The organism is Adlercreutzia sp. ZJ141 (genome assembly GCF_011038965.1).
GTDB lineage: Bacteria > Actinomycetota > Coriobacteriia > Coriobacteriales > Eggerthellaceae > ZJ141.
Genome location: NZ_JAAKEB010000003.1, coordinates 51698 through 68434, shown reverse-complemented (window position 1 = coordinate 68434; position 16737 = coordinate 51698). Strand labels below are relative to the sequence as shown.

General features: G+C 58.3%; 13 protein-coding genes. All 13 read right to left on the bottom strand.

The features are described 5' to 3' along the window. Positions 1-211: 211 nt before the first annotated feature. Entirely contained in the window at positions 212-2929 is a 2718-nt protein-coding gene (ppdK, locus tag G7Y44_RS01710) for a pyruvate, phosphate dikinase (protein ID WP_165044447.1), read from the bottom strand. Between the two features lie 63 nt (positions 2930-2992). Next, positions 2993-3895: a pyruvate, water dikinase regulatory protein gene (locus G7Y44_RS01705; protein WP_165247059.1), complete on the bottom strand. Its 903-nt coding sequence runs from the start codon at positions 3893-3895 to the stop codon at positions 2993-2995. Between the two features lie 2 nt (positions 3896-3897). Next, complete coding sequence (gene glyS, locus G7Y44_RS01700; RefSeq protein ID WP_165247057.1) at positions 3898-5988, bottom strand: glycine--tRNA ligase subunit beta; 2091 nt, start codon at positions 5986-5988, stop codon at positions 3898-3900. Further along, positions 5981-6952 carry a glycine--tRNA ligase subunit alpha gene (locus G7Y44_RS01695; protein WP_165247055.1) on the bottom strand — a complete coding sequence of 324 codons (972 nt, stop codon included), beginning with the start codon at positions 6950-6952 and terminating at the stop codon, positions 5981-5983. Before G7Y44_RS01695 ends, glyS begins: the two co-directional genes overlap by 8 nt. 42 nt (positions 6953-6994) lie before the next feature. Continuing rightward, positions 6995-7561 (bottom strand): signal peptidase I, encoded by a 567-nt coding sequence (lepB, locus tag G7Y44_RS01690; RefSeq protein ID WP_165044309.1) that lies wholly within the window; start codon positions 7559-7561, stop codon positions 6995-6997. A gap of 68 nt (positions 7562-7629) precedes the next feature. After that, positions 7630-8529: a tRNA (guanosine(37)-N1)-methyltransferase TrmD gene (gene trmD / locus G7Y44_RS01685; protein ID WP_165247053.1), complete on the bottom strand. Its 900-nt coding sequence runs from the start codon at positions 8527-8529 to the stop codon at positions 7630-7632. Between the two features lie 9 nt (positions 8530-8538). Then, a complete protein-coding gene (locus G7Y44_RS01680; protein WP_241159133.1) occupies positions 8539-9030 on the bottom strand; it encodes a ribosome maturation factor RimM in 492 nt (163 codons plus the stop codon). Positions 9031-9057: 27 nt separating this feature from the next. Beyond that, positions 9058-9312 (bottom strand): KH domain-containing protein, encoded by a 255-nt coding sequence (locus tag G7Y44_RS01675; RefSeq protein ID WP_165044303.1) that lies wholly within the window; start codon positions 9310-9312, stop codon positions 9058-9060. 4 nt (positions 9313-9316) lie between these two features. Then, positions 9317-9562 (bottom strand): 30S ribosomal protein S16, encoded by a 246-nt coding sequence (gene rpsP, locus G7Y44_RS01670; RefSeq protein ID WP_165044301.1) that lies wholly within the window; start codon positions 9560-9562, stop codon positions 9317-9319. Between the two features lie 234 nt (positions 9563-9796). Next, entirely contained in the window at positions 9797-10612 is an 816-nt protein-coding gene (locus G7Y44_RS01665; protein ID WP_165247050.1) for a GNAT family N-acetyltransferase, read from the bottom strand. 12 nt (positions 10613-10624) lie between these two features. After that, positions 10625-12043 carry a signal recognition particle protein gene (gene ffh, locus G7Y44_RS01660; protein ID WP_165247048.1) on the bottom strand — a complete coding sequence of 473 codons (1419 nt, stop codon included), beginning with the start codon at positions 12041-12043 and terminating at the stop codon, positions 10625-10627. 25 nt (positions 12044-12068) lie between these two features. Beyond that, positions 12069-12992 carry a signal recognition particle-docking protein FtsY gene (ftsY, locus tag G7Y44_RS01655; protein WP_165247046.1) on the bottom strand — a complete coding sequence of 308 codons (924 nt, stop codon included), beginning with the start codon at positions 12990-12992 and terminating at the stop codon, positions 12069-12071. 176 nt (positions 12993-13168) lie between these two features. Next, positions 13169-16735, bottom strand: coding sequence for a chromosome segregation protein SMC (gene smc, locus G7Y44_RS01650; RefSeq protein WP_165247044.1), 3567 nt, complete (start codon positions 16733-16735; stop codon positions 13169-13171). Between the last annotated feature and the right edge of the window lie 2 nt (positions 16736-16737).

The following is a 16737-nucleotide window of genomic DNA, read 5'->3' as shown; positions in this document are numbered from 1 at the left end:
AACCATTCTACCGCAGATACATATCTTCGCTTCCCGTTCAATAAGCTGGTGAACGAACAACGAAAGCAACCTACACTGACTTTGTAACTTCGGACGATGTTCGCAATCGATTGTATAACGATAGCGTCGCCAAATCCTCGATGCCATGCAAAAAGGTGCGCCGCTCGAAGACGACGCACCTTTTTCATTCAGACTAATGCTTGTGCGTTGTTTACTTGTCGGCCAGTGCAGCCTGTCCGGCAGCCAAGCGAGCCAGCGGCACGCGGTACGGCGAGCAGCTCACGTAGTCGAGCCCGATCTTATGGAAAGTCTTCACAGAATCGGGGTCGCCACCGTGTTCGCCACACACACCGCACATAAGATCGGCATTGCCCTCATGACCCAGCTCAACGCCCATCTTCACGAGCTTAGCAACGCCCGGATCAATAGTTGCGAACGGATTGTAGGGCAGCAGGCGCTCGGCCAGATACTGCGGAACGAACTCAGCCTCTACGTCGTCGCGGCTGAAGCCGAACGTAGTCTGGGTGAGGTCATTGGTACCGAAGCTAAAGAAATCAGCATGTGCAGCAATCTCGTCGGCAGTCACGGCGGCACGCGGCAGCTCGATCATGGTGCCGATAGGAATCTCAAGCTCAACACCCTGCTCTTCGGCAACCTCGGCAATAGCCTTCTCGGCAACGCCGCGCAGCTTCGCAAGCTCAGCTTCAACAGACACAAGCGGAATCATGATCTCGGGCTTCGGATCGAGACCTTCCTTCTTCAGCTTCGCCATTGCGGTGGCGATAGCACGAACCTGCATGACCGGCAGGATAGGATAAACAATACCCAAGCGGCAGCCGCGCATGCCCAGCATCGGGTTCTGCTCAGCGAAGCCGTCGATCTGCTCCATCAGCTGACGCTTCTGGGCGATAACAGCAGCGTCGCCACCCGTTGCTTCCAACTTGGCAATCTCAACGTCGAGCGCACGCGCGTCCTCCAGGAACTCATGCAGCGGCGGATCGAGCAGACGCACGATAACCGGCAGACCATCCATGGCCTTGAACATGCCGTAGAAATCGCCCGTCTGAGCCTCAAACAGGTCGGCGACAGCCTTTTCGCGAACAGCAGCATCCTCGTTCAAGATGAACGTCTGGATAATCTGCTTGCGGTCACCCAAGAACATGTGCTCGGTACGACAAAGGCCAATGCCCTGCGCACCAAAGTCGCGCGAGAGCTGCGCGTCAGCCGGATTGTCGGCGTTGGCACGAACACCCAGCGTACGGAATTCGTCGGCCCACTCGAGAATGGTGTCCAAATCGCCCGTAAGCTCGGGAAGCACCAGCTCAACAGCGCCCAGCACCACAATACCCGACGTACCGTCGATGGAGATCATGTCACCTTCGTTGATAACCACGTCGGTACCGGCAACAGCAGCCTGCTTCTTTTCTGCGTCGATCTTCAGCGCTTCAACGCCGCATACGCACGGAGCGCCCATGCCGCGGGCAATAACGGCAGCATGGCTCGTCTTACCACCATGGCTGGTCAGAATACCTTCGGCGGCAATCATGCCAGCAAGGTCATCGGGGTTCGTTTCCCAACGCACCAGCACGCACTTGCGGCCCGCTTCGGCGGCAGCCACAGCGTCGGCGGCAGAGAACACAGCCTCGCCCACCGCAGCACCAGGGCTGGCGTTCAGACCGCGAGCGAGCACGTCGTAGGTTGCGCTCTTGTCAAACTGCGGGTGCAGCAGCTGGTCAAGCTGCTCGGGGTCGACGCGCATGACAGCCTCTTCCTTGGTGATGAGGCCCTCTTTCTCCATCTCAATGGCAATGTGAAGCGCGGCGGCGGCGGTACGCTTACCCACACGGGTTTGCAGCATCCACAGCTTGCCCTGCTCAATGGTGAACTCGATATCACACATGTCACGGAAGTGGTTTTCCAACACGACGAAGATATCCTCGAGCTGACGACCTGCCTCTTCCAAACCCTCAACGTTTTTGAGTTCTGCGATGGGACTGGTGTTGCGGATGCCAGCAACAACGTCCTCTCCTTGGGCGTTCACCAAGTAGTCGCCGTAGAATTCCTTGGCACCGTTCGCAGGATTGCGGGTGAAGGCTACGCCGGTTGCTGAGGTGTTGCCCTTGTTGCCAAATACCATGGACTGCACGTTTACAGCAGTGCCCAGATCGTCGGCAATCTTGTTCTGCTTGCGGTACAGCACCGCACGCGGGTTACCCCAGCTGCCAAACACAGCTTCGATGGCCAGCTTCAACTGAACCATGGGATCCTGCGGGAAGGCAACCTGACCGTCCACTACAAGGCTCGGGTAATCTTCGGCGCTCACGTTCTCAGCGAAGATCTGCTTGAAATCGGCAACGAGCTGCTGCAGGTCTTCAGCGGTCAGATCGGTGTCGGATGCTGCGCCGCGCGCATTCTTCATGGCGGTGATGGCATTCTCGAACAGATCGCCGTCGAGACCCATAACTACGTTGGAGAACATCTGGATGAAGCGACGGTAGGAGTCCCATGCGAAACGCGGGTTTTCCGTCTGCTTGATGAGACCGTTGATGGACTGATCGTTCAAGCCCAGATTAAGCACGGTGTCCATCATACCCGGCATAGACATAGGCGCACCGGAACGCACAGACACGAGCAGCGGATCTTCGGCGTCGCCAATCTTCTTGCCCATACGGGCCTCGAGATCGGCACGATACTCGGCAATAGTGTCGAGCGCCCCCTCGGGCCACGTGTTGCCCGCATTCGAATACTCCATGCAGGTTTGACACGTGATGGTGAATCCCGGGGGAACCGGCAGGCCAATGTTGGCCATTTCGGCGAGGTTCGCACCCTTGCCTCCCAGAATCATCTTCATGTTCGTGTTTCCCTCGGTAACGTTGTTACCCTGTGCATCTTTGCCGAACGCGTAAACACGCTTCACTGCCTCGGTCACTTTCTTCTCCTTCAACGAGTTCCTCGTTCTCAGACACCCCACCGCATGCGAATGCAAATGGAATTACCCCATCATATCCGAAGGTGGGTGAACAGTTCCATAGTAACGCAAAATCTCCTGCGCGGTTTCCTCAACGGCCTTGTTCTCGGTGTGTACCACAATGCAACCGAGACGGCGCATAAGCGCACGAGCGTGTTCCAAGTCGTCATACACGTATGCTTCGTCAGCATAGGAGGACGCTGCAGCTTGCGCGCGCCCAAGACGTCGTCGCCGAATACCCACCAACACATCGGGTGTGGTCATAAGCCCGAACAGGCGCGTACGGTCAACATCAAACAACTGGCTCGGCGGGTCGGTTGCAGGGTCAAGCGGTACGTTGGCAACCCGGTAGCCCTGCTGCGCCAGGTAAATACTGGTAGGCGTCTTCGATGAGCGAGATACACCCACGAGCACGATATCGGCTTTTGTGAGGTCTTGCGGGTTGCGGCCGTCGTCGTGAGAGATAGTGAACTCGATCGCGTCGATGCGGTCGAAGTAGTGGCTGTCGGGAACATGCCTGCCACCTGGCGTAATGGAGGGCTCACGCCCAGTCATGTCGGAGAGCACCTGAATAGGACGCGACAGAAAATCGATGAGCACGATATCATCGCGCGATGCAGCGTATTCCATGACACGTCGCGACAGATCGACGTCAACGAGCGTGATAAACACCAGAATGCGACCATCGCCCGCCAAGTTTCGGCCCGCCGAAACTTGTTCGGCATGGTAGGCGCAATGATCATTGAGGAAGCCGACGATCTCGTCGTAGGTTCGCGCATGTGAGAACACTTCGACATTCGGGTTCGTTACGCCGAATTGGCCAGCGACCGCGTGCGCCAAGGCGCGTGCGGTCGCTCCGGTTGCATCGCTGATCACGTGAATCGTGGGCAGTGCGGTAGAGTTTTCCCGAATCTGGAAACTCCCCATGCCTACTTCGAACCTTTAGCCATCTTACCGAAGTCGGCAACGTTAGCAAACACCGCCACAAAACGATTGAGCAAGCGCAAACGATTCTCGCGCACAGCCACGTTTTCATCCATGACCATAATTTGTTCGAAGAATTCATCGATGGGCTTGCGCAGCGCCGCCAACTCAGTAAGAGCGCACGCGTAGTCGTTTTCCGCAAGCGCCCGCCGAGCGCGGTCTTCCGCCTGTGCAACAGCGCAGCTTAAGGCCTGCTCAACCTCGCAAAGCATGCTTTCGTCAACATCGACACCCAGCTTGGAATCGCGCAAGTTGTTCGCACGAGCGAACGCCGTAGCCAAATTGGCGAACGTTTCGGGCTCGTTCGCGCGCGCCGCCTCGAGCGCACTCACGCGACGAGCCAGCTCCACCGGCTCTACTACGTCGCATGCCAACACCGCGTCGATCGTGTCTTGCGACGCACCACCGTCACGCAGCATTACCGTAGTGCGCGTAGTGAAGAACGCAAGCACCTGCTCGCGCACTGCCGCAACGTCGAATTGAACTCCAGCGTCTTGGTAGGTGGCAAGCGAAGCATCCACTGCCTGCACGAGTGACACCGGAAGCCCCGCCTGCAGCATGTTCACGATGCCAATAGCGCTGCGGCGTAAAGCAAACGGATCGGATGAACCCGTGGGACCTTGCCCCACCGCGAACAAACCACAGATGGTGTCAAGTTTGTCGGCAGTCGCCACCAGACGGCCTACCGTGGTAGCGGGCAGCTCGTCGCCGGCGAAGCGCGGGCGGTAGTGGTCGGCGATAGCCTGAGCCACGCGCGCGTGCTCGTTCGAAGCGAGCGCGTAGTACGAACCCATGATGCCCTGCACGCTCGTAAACTCCACCACAGCATTGGTTACCAGGTCAGCCTTGGCAAGATGCGCCGCACGCACCGCATCTGCCGCTTCATCGGCGGGCAGCTCGGCGGCTTCCGCTAACTTTTTCACCACACGCTCTGTGCGCTCAGTCTTCGCTTTCATGGTGCCCAAGCTCTCCTGGAACACCACTTCGTCAAGCCGGTCGACGTACGCTTCAAGCGGACGTTTCAGGTCTTCCTCATAGAAGAACTTGGCGTCTGACAAGCGAGCGCGCACCACACGCTCGTTGCCTTGTGTGATAGTAGCAGCGCATTCCGGATTGCCGTTGCTCACCACGATGAAGTTATTCGTAAGCTTGCCCGCCTCGTTATACAGCGGGAAGTAACGTTGATGCATGAGCATGGCGTCAACGATAATCTCTTCTGGCACGCGCAGGAATTCCTCGTCGAAAGTGCCTACCAAAACAGTAGGCTGCTCGCAGAGGTTCACCACTTCAAGCAACGTCTTTGCCGGCAGCTCGGCACGAGCGCCGGTTGCACGCTCCGCAAGCGCCACGCCAGCACGAATGGCAGCCTCACGCGCCGCTTCGCTAGTAACCACGTGCGCCGCTTCCACCACAGACAGCAGGTCAGAAGCAGTTTTTACCTCGTGCGGGCCAGGTGCCAAGAAGCGATGACCATAGGTAAGGTTGCCCGCAGTAAGGCCGGCGAACTCCACCGGGATCACACGCTCGTCAAGCATCGCCACCAGCCAGCGCACCGGACGCGAAAAGTACTCGCGCGTAGCACCCCAGCGGCACGACTTCGGCCACGAGATATCCTCGATAACGCCGCGCAGCACGCTGGGCAGAAGCTCAGCCACATCACTCGCCGCCACCGTGCGGGTAGCGAATACGTAATCTGTACCGTTTTCCTCGCGACGCACCAAATCGGCAACGTCGACACCTTTGCCGCGCGCGAAACCAATGGCGGCCTTTGTGGGGTTACCCGCCTCGTCGAACGCAATCTTTGCCGACGGGCCGCGAAACACCTCTTCGAGGGCTTCTGTAGTATCTGCAACATCGGCCACGATCGCAATCAAGCGACGCGGAGTAGTGTAGATAGAAACATCGCCATGCGGGATACGTACGGCATCAAGTGCTGCGGGCACCAGCTTCTCGAGCTGCCCTGTGGCGCTATGCAGGTCAAATGCGGGAATTTCTTCGGTACCTATCTCGAAGGCAAGCGTATGCAGATTAGCCACGAGCGGCCTCCTTCCCTTCAGCGGTTGCAGATGCAGGCGTATCGTCTTCAACCTCGATACCCACCACGTGCTTCATGTACGACGCACACACCGCCTTAGCTAACGTGCGCACGCGCAGGATGTAGGCCATGCGCTCGGTGGCAGAAATCACACCACGCGCATCCAGCAGGTTGAACGTGTGGCAGCACTTCAACACGCTGTCGTAAGCCGGCAGCGGCAGCCCCGCCTCAAGCGTGCGCATGCACTCGGCCTCGCGGTCGTTGAACTCCTGGAACAAAAAGTCAGTGTCAGCAACCTCGAAGTTAAACGTCGAGTACTGGCGCTCGTTTTCCAAATACACATCGCCGTAAGTGAATTCCACGCCGTCGGCACCGCGGCTCCACACGATATCGAACATGCTGTCCACACCCTGCACGAACATAGTCAGGCGCTCCAAACCGTAGGCAATCTCAACCGGCACGGGCGCGCATTCGAAACCGCCTACCTGCTGGAAGTACGTGAACTGAGTTACTTCCATGCCGTCGATCCACACTTCCCAGCCAAGACCCCAGGCACCGAGCGTCGGCGACTCCCAGTCGTCTTCCACGAAACGCACGTCATGCGCGTCGACATCGACGCCGATGGCGCGCAAGCTTCCCAGATACAGATCCTGAATATTGTCGGGCGAGGGCTTCATAAGCACCTGAAACTGGAAGTAGTGCTGGGTGCGGTTGGGGTTTTCGCCGTAACGGCCGTCGGTGGGACGGCGACTGCCCTGCACGTAGCAGGTGCGCCACGTGTCGGGCCCCAGCGAGCGCAGCGTGGTGGCAGGCGCGTTCGTGCCGGCACCCACCTCGTTGTCGTACGGCTGCAGCACCACGCAGCCCTGGTCGCCCCAGTAGCGCTGCAAATTCATGATGACGTCTTGGAACGTCGGCGGCTGCTCGCACGCAGCGCATGCGAGACGATCACCTATGGTGGACATCGATGTCCCCTCCTTCTCCGTATGCGTAAACCCTACTGCTCACTATTCCAGCAGGCCAAAGCTCGTAATGGGCCAATATACCAGCGCAGCCTTGCCCGTCACCGACGAGATGGGAACTGCGCCGAAATAGCGGGAATCTTGGGAGTTCGTGCGGTTGTCACCCATGACCCAGATGCACCCAACAGGTACGGTATACGGGAACGACACGCCCCCCGAAAGCGTATAAGACGGCTCACCGTTCACGTACGGCTCATTAAGTGGCACGCCATCAACGTAGACTAACCCGTCGGCGTCATTGATGTTGATGGTTTGCCCCGCGGTCGCAATGCATCGCTTGATGAGAATGCGGCCGGGAATTTGCGGATCATTAAACGTTACGATGTCACCTGGTTCAGGGTCACGCAGGTAGTAGCTGATTTTCTCGGCAAACACCATGTCACCAGGCATGATGGTAGTCTCCATCGACCCCGAAGGAATTTCGTAGGGCTGGAACACGAACGTCCGAAGCGCCCACGAGCAAGCCACCACAAAGGCGACCATAATGATCAGGCTAAAGAACGACCTGATGATGCCGCCACGTGGGCGATCGGCGTGCCTGCCGGAATCCATACCCCAAACATCCTTTCACATAAAAAACGCGCCGAAGACAAATTCGGTGCGGAAATTGACGTGGCTGTTTATGATAGCGCGTCGGATGCGCACCGCTCCCCGATTGACAAAGATTGCAGAAATTCGAGGTCGGCGTTGGGCAAAGACATACCTTCAAGCAAATCGGGTCGCATGCGCGCCGTACGTTCAAGGCTTTGCTCGCGGCGCCACCGATCGACCTTCCCGTGATCTCCCGATAGCAGAACAGGCGGCACTTCCATACCCCGAAACACCGCTGGGCGAGTGTACTGAGGGTATTCCAGCAAGCCGTCGGCGAAGCTTTCAGTTTCTGCCCCTCCTTGAGCCCCCAGCACCCCAGGCAGCTTGCGTACCACGGCGTCGATAATCACCATGCTGGCAAGCTCACCTGAGGTAAGCACATAGTCACCAAGCGATATCACTCGATCAGCCAGCGCATACGCTCGCTCGTCAATGCCCTCGTAATGCCCGCACACGAACAACAGGCGCTCTTCACGCGCCAGCTCGCACGCCAACGCATCATCGAAACGCTGGCCTTGCGGCGCAAGGAAAATGATGGTGGGCTTGGGAGCGTTGACATCACCCCGTTCCTCAGGTGAAGGTGTGCTCACTAAGCGAGTTCCGCACGAGTCAAAAGCGCCAGCGGCACTTTTGTACGAACAGGACTGTCTGAGCGACAGAGCGTTCCTTTGCCCGAGAAGCGGGGTGACGAGAGTAGAGTTGCCAGCAATATCATCGACAGCTTCGAAGATTGGCTCGCACTTCATCACCAGCCCAGCACCACCGCCATACGGCTCATCATCGGTGGTGCGATGCTTATCATGCGTCCAATCGCGCAAGTCGTGCGCGAAAAAATCGATAATACCCTTCTCTTGGGCAATGCGCATCATCGAAGAACCCATCACCGATTCGTACATGCCGGGAAAGGTCGACAGCGTTTCTATGATCATGGAAGTCCCTTACACGTCAAGCAAGCCTGCCGGCAAATCCATCAGCACCGTACAAGCGTCCTCGTCCCATTCAACCAGAAGATCATCAACCAACGGAACTAACACCACGTCCGCGCGCCCACAATCAACCTCGAGCAGTAACTGACCGGGGCTGCTTATAACGTCCGTGATGGTTCCCACCGGCCCCAACGTGCAATCGATCAGGTGAAAACCCACGAGGTCCTCTCCTTCAAGCATCAGCGCATCACCAGGCAGATCAGCGCGGCGCACCAGGCAATGGCACCCCACCAACCGCTCGGCAACGTCGATACTCGAAATGCCCTCGAACGTGACCACATAGGCCCCTCGACCCTCATCGCGTACGTGCGAAACGCGCGCGCGACGAGGAGCATCTAGCTGCGGTGGAACAAACGCAACAAGCAGGCCCTCATGCAGCAAAAAAGGAAGACCCGATGCGCTTCGCGCAACGAGCCCTCCCGTCAGCGTTTTCGTTTTCGTCAACTCGGCGACGTTGGCCCATGCATGCATTTAATCGATAAGCTCCACTTCGACATGGACTCCCTCGCGGGAAGCCGCCGCGCGCGCAAGGGTACGTATAGCCTTGATTACGCGCCCCTGGCGCCCGATAACCTTGCCTGCATCCTCTTCGTTTACGCGAATTTCCACCAAAATGGAACCATCAGCGCTCTCGCTGCCCTCAAGTTTCAGATCATCAGGAAACTCGACGAGCGGACGCACGACCACATCTACCAGGCCGACGATATCATCCGTCAGCTCAGCCATATGACTACGCGTTCTCGCGAGCTTGCTTAATCAGCGAAGCGACCGTATCAGTGGGCTGCGCACCGTTACCAAGCCACTTGTCCAGCTTTTCAGCGTCGAACTCAACGAGCGCAGGATTGACACAGGGGTTGTAGCGGCCAATCTGCTCGATGAAACGACCATCGCGCGGAGCGCGAGAGTCGGCAACAACAATGCGGTAGTACGGACGCTTCTTAGCACCGTGACGGGCGAGACGAATCTTAACGGCCATGAAGAAAAACTCCTTTTACTTCTGTATGATCAAACCAATTGCGTACGCAGGAGTACATGCGCAAGCATGTAGCAGCGCAGCGAAAACAGCAGTTGCTTATGATACGGCTCCGACGGCGGTTTGGCAAGCGCTGCCGCATCTACCTCGAAAAAACACACTCCGCCTGCGACATCCGATGACCCATCCGATGACAGACCCCTACGACGATGTCCTACGGTGTAGTGCATCCATAAGCTACTTGCTGTGTTTTTCCTTCTTTTCCTTCTTCGCTTTCTTTTCCTTCTTTTGCTTCTTACCCTTGGAATCCTTTTTCTTCCCAGAATTCTTCCCGGACTCTTTCTTAGGCTTTTTACCCTCGGCCACACTCTCGTCGACATCCGCTTTCTCAAAGCTGTCATTATCCGAGGCTTCTTCCTGCTGCTGTGCTTCGCCCTTTGCGCATGACGCCTCGCTCGGCACATCCGGCTCATCCGGCGCGGCCGATGCGTCCGGTACATCCGGTGTAGCTATTTGCTCCACGTCCGACGTGTCCATAAGGTTGGGATGCATGGCGTCAGGTGCTTCCACACAGTGCCGATAGAAGATATACACGGGCTCATAAGCACCCACGCCGTTCACGTAACCACCGGGAATAGTGCCAACGCGAACGAATCCGAGATCTTCATACAAGTGAATGGCTACAACATTGCTCGACACCACGGCGTTGAATTGCAATCCGCGAAAGCCCGCTTTTCTCGCCTGTTCGAGCGAGTCCTTCACAAGTTCGCGGCCTAAGCCGAGTCCGCGCGAGGGAGATGCCACCGCGTAGCTCGCATTAGCAATGTGTGCGCAGCGCCCGACATTGTTCGGGTGCAGAATGTACATGCCGAAGATGACGCCGTTTACATCGGCCACCTGTGTTAGCGTTTGCCCGCCAAAGAACTCACGTGCCGTATCGACGTCAAGCGGACTTGTTTGCGGGAAAGCGTCGCCCGCCTCAACCACTTCATTCCATATCTTACAAATTGCCGGAAGGTCTTCCTCCCGAAATGCCCTATATACGATCGCCATGTTGTTTTGCTCCTATTCGCTCATCATGTCTTGAAGTTTGCGCAGGTCAGACATACTCATGCCTCCCATGCCAGGAATACCCATGCGCCTGTGGCCGCGACCACGCTTTCCCTTCTTGCCCTTCTTGCCGCCTTGATAGTCCTCCATGGCAGGCATCATCTTCTTCATCATCTTCTTGGTTTCGTTGAACTTCTTGATAACCTGATTCACGTCAGTTACGGTAACGCCCGCGCCTGCAGCAATGCGCGCGCGGCGGCTGCCATTGAGCACTTCGGGGCGGGTGCGCTCTTCCTTTGTCATGGAATTGATAATAACCTCCATGCGATCGAGAGCGCCTTCGTCAACCTGACCCGACGCGTATGCCTTGTCACCACCGGGAAGCGCACTGATCAGTTTCGAAATGCCGCCCATTTTGCGGATCTGACGATTCATGTCAATGAAATCGTTGAGCGTGATTTGCGATTTTGCCAGACGCTCGGCAACTTCCAGTTCTTCTTGGTCTTGCTGGACTTTCACGGCGCTCTCGATAAGGCTTATCATATCACCCATGCCGAGAATGCGCTTGGCCATGCGATCGGGATGGAATTCCTCCAGCGAATCGGGCTTCTCACCCGAGGATATGAACTTGATCGGCTTGCCGGTTACCTGGCGCACCGACAGCGCACCACCGCCTCGAGCGTCGCCGTCCATCTTCGACATGATCACGCCATCGAAGTCAACTCGTTCAGCGAAGGCGGCCGCTACGTTCACCACGTCTTGGCCGGTCATGGCGTCAACCACCATGAGTACCTGGTCGGGCTTCACAGCATGTTTGATAGCCTGTGCTTCTTCCATCATCTGCTCGTCCACATGCAGGCGACCCGCCGTGTCCACGATGACCACGTCGCGCAGGCTGTCGATAGCATCACGCACACCCTCTTGTGCGATACGCACCGGATCGGCCCCATCGCCACGGTACACACGCACGCCGATTTCCTGACCGAGCGTTTGCAGCTGATCGGCCGCAGCAGGGCGATATACGTCGCACGCCACCAGCAAAGGCGAGTGATTCTGCTGTTTGAGCAGGTAAGCCAGTTTCGCCGCCGCAGTGGTTTTACCGGAACCCTGCAAACCTACCAGCATGATGACATTCGGAATGCGACTTGACAGTACGAGCCGCGAATCGGTGCGACCGAGCAACTCGGTAAGCTCGTCGAGCACGATCTTTACCACATTCTGCGTGGGCGTGAGCGATTCGAGCACTTCGGCCGTAAGGCAGCGCTCTTTCGTGCGCGCAACGAAGTTCTTGACCACCTTGAAGTTGACGTCGGCTTCAAGCAGAGCCATACGGATCTCGCGCATGGCGGCGTTAATGTCGTCCTCGGTCAAACGACCTTTGCCTCGCAGGCCGGAGAAGATGCCTTGTAGTCGTTCGGATAGGTTTTCTAGCATGGAATACGACTCCTTGTCTCGCTGCCTAGTTTTGGCGAGCGTCGAAATTGCCGATGAGCGCACGGGCGAAATCGTGCGCGTCGAAATCGCGCAGGTCGGACAAGCCCTCACCCACGCCGATCTTCACGATAGGAAGCTGCAACTCGTGGCTGATGGCAAGTGCGATGCCACCTTTTGCTGTCCCATCGAGCTTCGTGACGATAAGCGCATCCAAGTCGAGCTCGCGATTGAACTCGCGCGCCTGCGCAAGGCCATTCTGGCCCGTGGTGGCGTCGATGACCAGCACCGTGTAAACCGGCAGCTTCGAACGCTTGCGAACAACGTTTACCACCTTGCCCAACTCACGCATGAGGTCAGCTGAGGTATGCAAGCGCCCAGCCGTGTCGATGAGCACCAGGTCGGCACCTGTTTCTTCCGCGCGTTCAATGGTGGCGTAACATACACTCGCTGGATCGCTTCCCCGCTCGCGCGTGACCATTTCCACCTGAGCTCGGCGGGCCCACACCTCAAGTTGCTCGATAGCTGCAGCGCGGAATGTATCGGCACTACCGAGAATTACGTTGCGCCCCGCATCAGTGGCTTCCTTTGCCAACTTGCCCACCGTAGTGGTTTTACCCGTGCCGTTGATTCCCACAAACAGCACAAGTGCCGGCTCTCCACCGAATATTTGCTCACCGCCCTCGCAGAACCGCGAGGCAATCTGGTCGTTCAGTAGATCGAGTACCGCATAGGCATCAGGCAGCGCCTTACGCGTTGCCTGATCGCGCAGGTTTTCTACCGCCTCACTTGCCGCCGCGCAACCGATGTCGGCCAAAATGAGCGTTTCCTCGAGCCCATCCCAGAATTCGTCGTCAACGTTGGGTCCACGGTCGAGCAGCACGTTCATTTGCTCGGTGAAGCGTTCGCGCGAGCGGGCCAAACCTTCGCTGATACGATCAAAAAAACCCATGGAAAGCTCCTATCATGCACGTTTACCGCGCGCTAACCCATTCGTACAAACAGCGAAGCGCACAGGCAAACCTTTGTCTTTCAACGCCGATAGTGTAGCGCAAACAGAGCGAGTCTTATGCCTGCGGCAAGCACGGCAATTATTCTACGGAATGAGCGATCTCGATTATGGGCGGTTTATTGCGCGCTACGCAGTGCTTGATCGAGCTTCTGACTAATCACCTTCGTCACACCGTCGGCCTGCATGGACACGCCGAACAGTACATCTGCCATCTCCATGGTGCGGCGCTGATGCGTGATCATAATAAGCTGCGTCGAATCGCGCAGGTTTTCCAGATACGCTGTCAATCGCCGCAGGTTGGAATCGTCAAGCGCCGCCTCAACCTCATCGAGAATATAAAACGGCGTGGCGCGGATGCGATACACCGCAAACAGCAGCGCCAGCGCCGTAAGCGACTTCTCGCCGCCCGACATGAGCATCATCTTAGTGATGCGCTTGCCGCGGGGCTGGGCGCTTACTTCAACGCCTGCAGGCTCGCCGTCGGAAGTGTCGCCAACAAGCGACAAATGCGCCGATCCACCGGGGAACAACACCGCGAATATTTCTTGGAAGTTCTGGTTTACCGCTTCATAGGTGCGCATGAAGTCGTCTTTCATGCGTTCATCGATAACCCGAACGATCTTCGCGAGTGTTCGGCGCGCGCCCTCCAGGTCGGCAAGCTGCGCAGCAAGATAGTCGTAGCGCTGACGCACCTGCTCGTATTCTTTGGCCGCATCGGGGTTGATGGTTCCCATGTTGGCAATGCGCCGACGTAGCTTGAACGCCGCTTCTTCCGCGCTACCACGGTCGGTAAGTTCAGGGGTTACCAGCGCGTGATCGAGCGGCGTGCCACACTCTACTACTACGACGTTGACCGCCGTATCAACCTGCACCTCAAGACGACCCTTGCTCACCTTCGCCTCGGATAGCCGCGCGTTACAAGCGTCAAACGCATCGTGCGCGGCTTTCGCCTGAGCACGAGCCGTATCAACTTGCCCGTGCAACCCCGACGAGACGTTTTGAGCAGCTTCGGCCGCTTCGGCGGCGCGACTCGCCCGAGCTCTCATAGCAGCGGCAAGCTCTTCAAGTGTGGCCAAAAGCGGCTCGATGCGCACCTGGGCCGTCGCCTTGCGCGCACACGTTGCGCGCGCAGCAACTTCGGCTTCGTCAATCCGCGCAATATCGTTGCTCCGCGCATCAACCAAACGCGAGGTATAGGTTTCTCGCTCGGCAAGCGTCGCCGCGCGCAACTTCGCCTCGCCCAATGCGTCCCGCACTCGCGCGGCCGCTTTACGCAACGGCACGACCTCGGCTTGCGCTCGTTCGCTTGCGCGTGCACCATCTTCGGCGCGTTTCGTTGCATGGGCAAGCCGAGCTTCGAGCGACTCCACCGACGGCCGAGCCTGAGATACGGTCTTTTCCGCATCTTTGCGCTGGTGTTGCACGCTTTCGAATTCGCGCCTGACGGCACCGAGCTGCTCTTCAGCACGGCGTGCTTCATTGCGTGCCGACTCGGCGGCACCACGCCGCTCGGCAAGCTCTTGTGCGGCCTGTAAGCTTTCAACTTGTACGCGGCGAAGCGCCTCTTCTGCCTCCGACAGCGCAGCAGCGGCCTTGTCGCGCGTCTTTTCGGCCTCGGCACACGCAGCCCGTGCCTGGTCGAGCGCCCGCGCCCGAGAAAGCGCACCCTCTGCATCTGATAATGCTGCCGAACAGATGCTCACCTTCCCGTTTGGCCATACAACACAGCCGTCAAGGGTCGCAATGCGCAACCCGGCGCACTCTCTGCGTTCATGTGCCGCAAGCGCTGCGTCTACGCTGTCACACACCACTACATCACCCAGAAGCGCATCGAGCGCCTGCCGCAACTCTTGCGAACACGATACCTTGTCAGTGAGAGCCCATCCGCCGCATGCTGCAGCAGCCGCACGTGCATCACGCACGGTTCGCGCGCTATCGGCACGCGGCACCACAGAGACCTCGCCTTGCTGTTCGCTTGCCAAAACGCTGTGCGCAACGTCAAGCGCCGATACTGAATCATCCACAAACAGCGCCGCCACATCGGGGCCCAGCAGCGTTTCTACCAGCGCTTCTGTCCCTTCCGAAGCGCGAACAGCATGCGAGAGCGGCTGCATTGACCCCGGCAGGTCGCGCAAGCGTTCACGCACCCATGCATGCGCAGGGTTGCCAGCAACACTTGCTCGCTCAACTTCCTCGATTCCCCGCACTTCGGCTGCCACCGCCGCAGCGGCGTTGCGGGCGTCGTCGGCTGCGACCTGCGCCTTGTTGCGGGCGGCAAGAGCGCTCGCAACCGCGCTCCGCAGCTGAGCATCGCGTGAGTCGGCCTGCTCTCGGTCACGATCGGCTGCAGCACGCCTTTGCGCTGCACGGTCGGCGTCTTCCTGAGCACGTTTAAGCTGCAGCTCGAGTTCTTTCCCTCGCGTTTCAACGAGCTTCATGTGAGCGATGCCACTGGAAAGCGTCTCTTGGGTTTCGGCAAGCTGCTTGCGAATGCTCTCGCGATCGCGTTCGGCTTCCTTTCGCTCGCGTTCGGCCTCGTCGGAGCGCTTCTCGAGCGCACGACGCTGCTCGGCGTTTGCCGCTTGGTCCTGCAAAAGCTTGGCTACCGAAGCATCGGCTTCAACGCGCTCAGCGGAAACTCGGGCGAGTTGTTCGAGCGCGCGGCTAAGCTCGGCATCGGCCTCGATCCGTTTCGCCTTGTCCGACTCCAATTGCACCCGCACATCGGCTTCGGCCCGTTGCGCCGCACGGCGCTTCTCGTGCAAAAGCAGCATCGCGCCGTCAAGCCGCTCAACCGCCGTATTCGCGCGACCGCCTGCACGTTCCAGCTCACCGGCACTGGCAGCATCAAGGCGCACCTGCTCCTGCAGCGCGCGCATGCGCTCATCGGCATCAGCAATGGCCACGCGATGACGCTCAAGCTCCTGCTCAATGCCGCGCTCGGTCGCACACGCTGCCTCCCAGGCTCGCTTGAGCGCCCGCAAATCGTCGACAGCAAGCGCAAGCGTTAACTCCGCCAGCTCGGCTGAAGCCGACTCGTAGGCCTTCGCACGCTTCGCCTTGCGCTCGAGCGGGCCCAACTGCCGCTCGACTTCGCGCACCACATCTTTCGCACGAGTCAAATGGATATCCATCTGCTGAAGTTTTCGTTCGCTTTTCGCCTTGCGCTGCTTGTGCTTCAACACGCCAGCGGCCTCTTCAATAAGAGCCCGGCGGTCTTCGGGTTTCGACTGCAGAATAGAGTCGAGGCTTCCTTGACTGATGATGGAATGGGTGCCAGTACCCAAACCCGAATCGTGCAGGATGTCGAGCACATCCATGCGCCGGGCTTGGCAACCGTTGATCAAGTACTCGCTTTCGCCGCTGCGGTACATGCGGCGCGTTATTGCAACCTCGTCGAACTCGACAGGAAGTGTCCCGTCGGAGTTGTCGAGCACCAGGTCGACCTCTGCCAAGCCTGTTACCTTGCGCGCCGACGAGCCCGCAAAGATGACATCTTCCATGGCTTGGCCGCGCAGATGCTTCGCGTTGCGTTCGCCAAGCACCCACAGCACAGCATCGGATATGTTCGATTTGCCCGACCCATTCGGTCCTACTACAGCAGTGATGCCCGGCTCGAGCGTGAGCACGCTGCGGTCGGCAAACGACTTGAAGCCTTTGAGAACCAGTGATTTCAGGTACACGG

Coding starts and splice junctions, on each gene's coding strand:
- G7Y44_RS01695 (WP_165247055.1), bottom strand. CDS start 6,952: ATGTCCACCATAGGTGATCGTCTCGCATGCGCTGCGTGCGAGCAGCCG.
- ftsY (WP_165247046.1), bottom strand. CDS start 12,992: ATGGGTTTTTTTGATCGTATCAGCGAAGGTTTGGCCCGCTCGCGCGAA.
- G7Y44_RS01705 (WP_165247059.1), bottom strand. CDS start 3,895: ATGGGGAGTTTCCAGATTCGGGAAAACTCTACCGCACTGCCCACGATT.
- ffh (WP_165247048.1), bottom strand. CDS start 12,043: ATGCTAGAAAACCTATCCGAACGACTACAAGGCATCTTCTCCGGCCTG.
- G7Y44_RS01675 (WP_165044303.1), bottom strand. CDS start 9,312: ATGGCTGAGCTGACGGATGATATCGTCGGCCTGGTAGATGTGGTCGTG.
- trmD (WP_165247053.1), bottom strand. CDS start 8,529: ATGATCATAGAAACGCTGTCGACCTTTCCCGGCATGTACGAATCGGTG.
- G7Y44_RS01665 (WP_165247050.1), bottom strand. CDS start 10,612: ATGGCGATCGTATATAGGGCATTTCGGGAGGAAGACCTTCCGGCAATT.
- lepB (WP_165044309.1), bottom strand. CDS start 7,561: ATGGATTCCGGCAGGCACGCCGATCGCCCACGTGGCGGCATCATCAGG.
- rpsP (WP_165044301.1), bottom strand. CDS start 9,562: ATGGCCGTTAAGATTCGTCTCGCCCGTCACGGTGCTAAGAAGCGTCCG.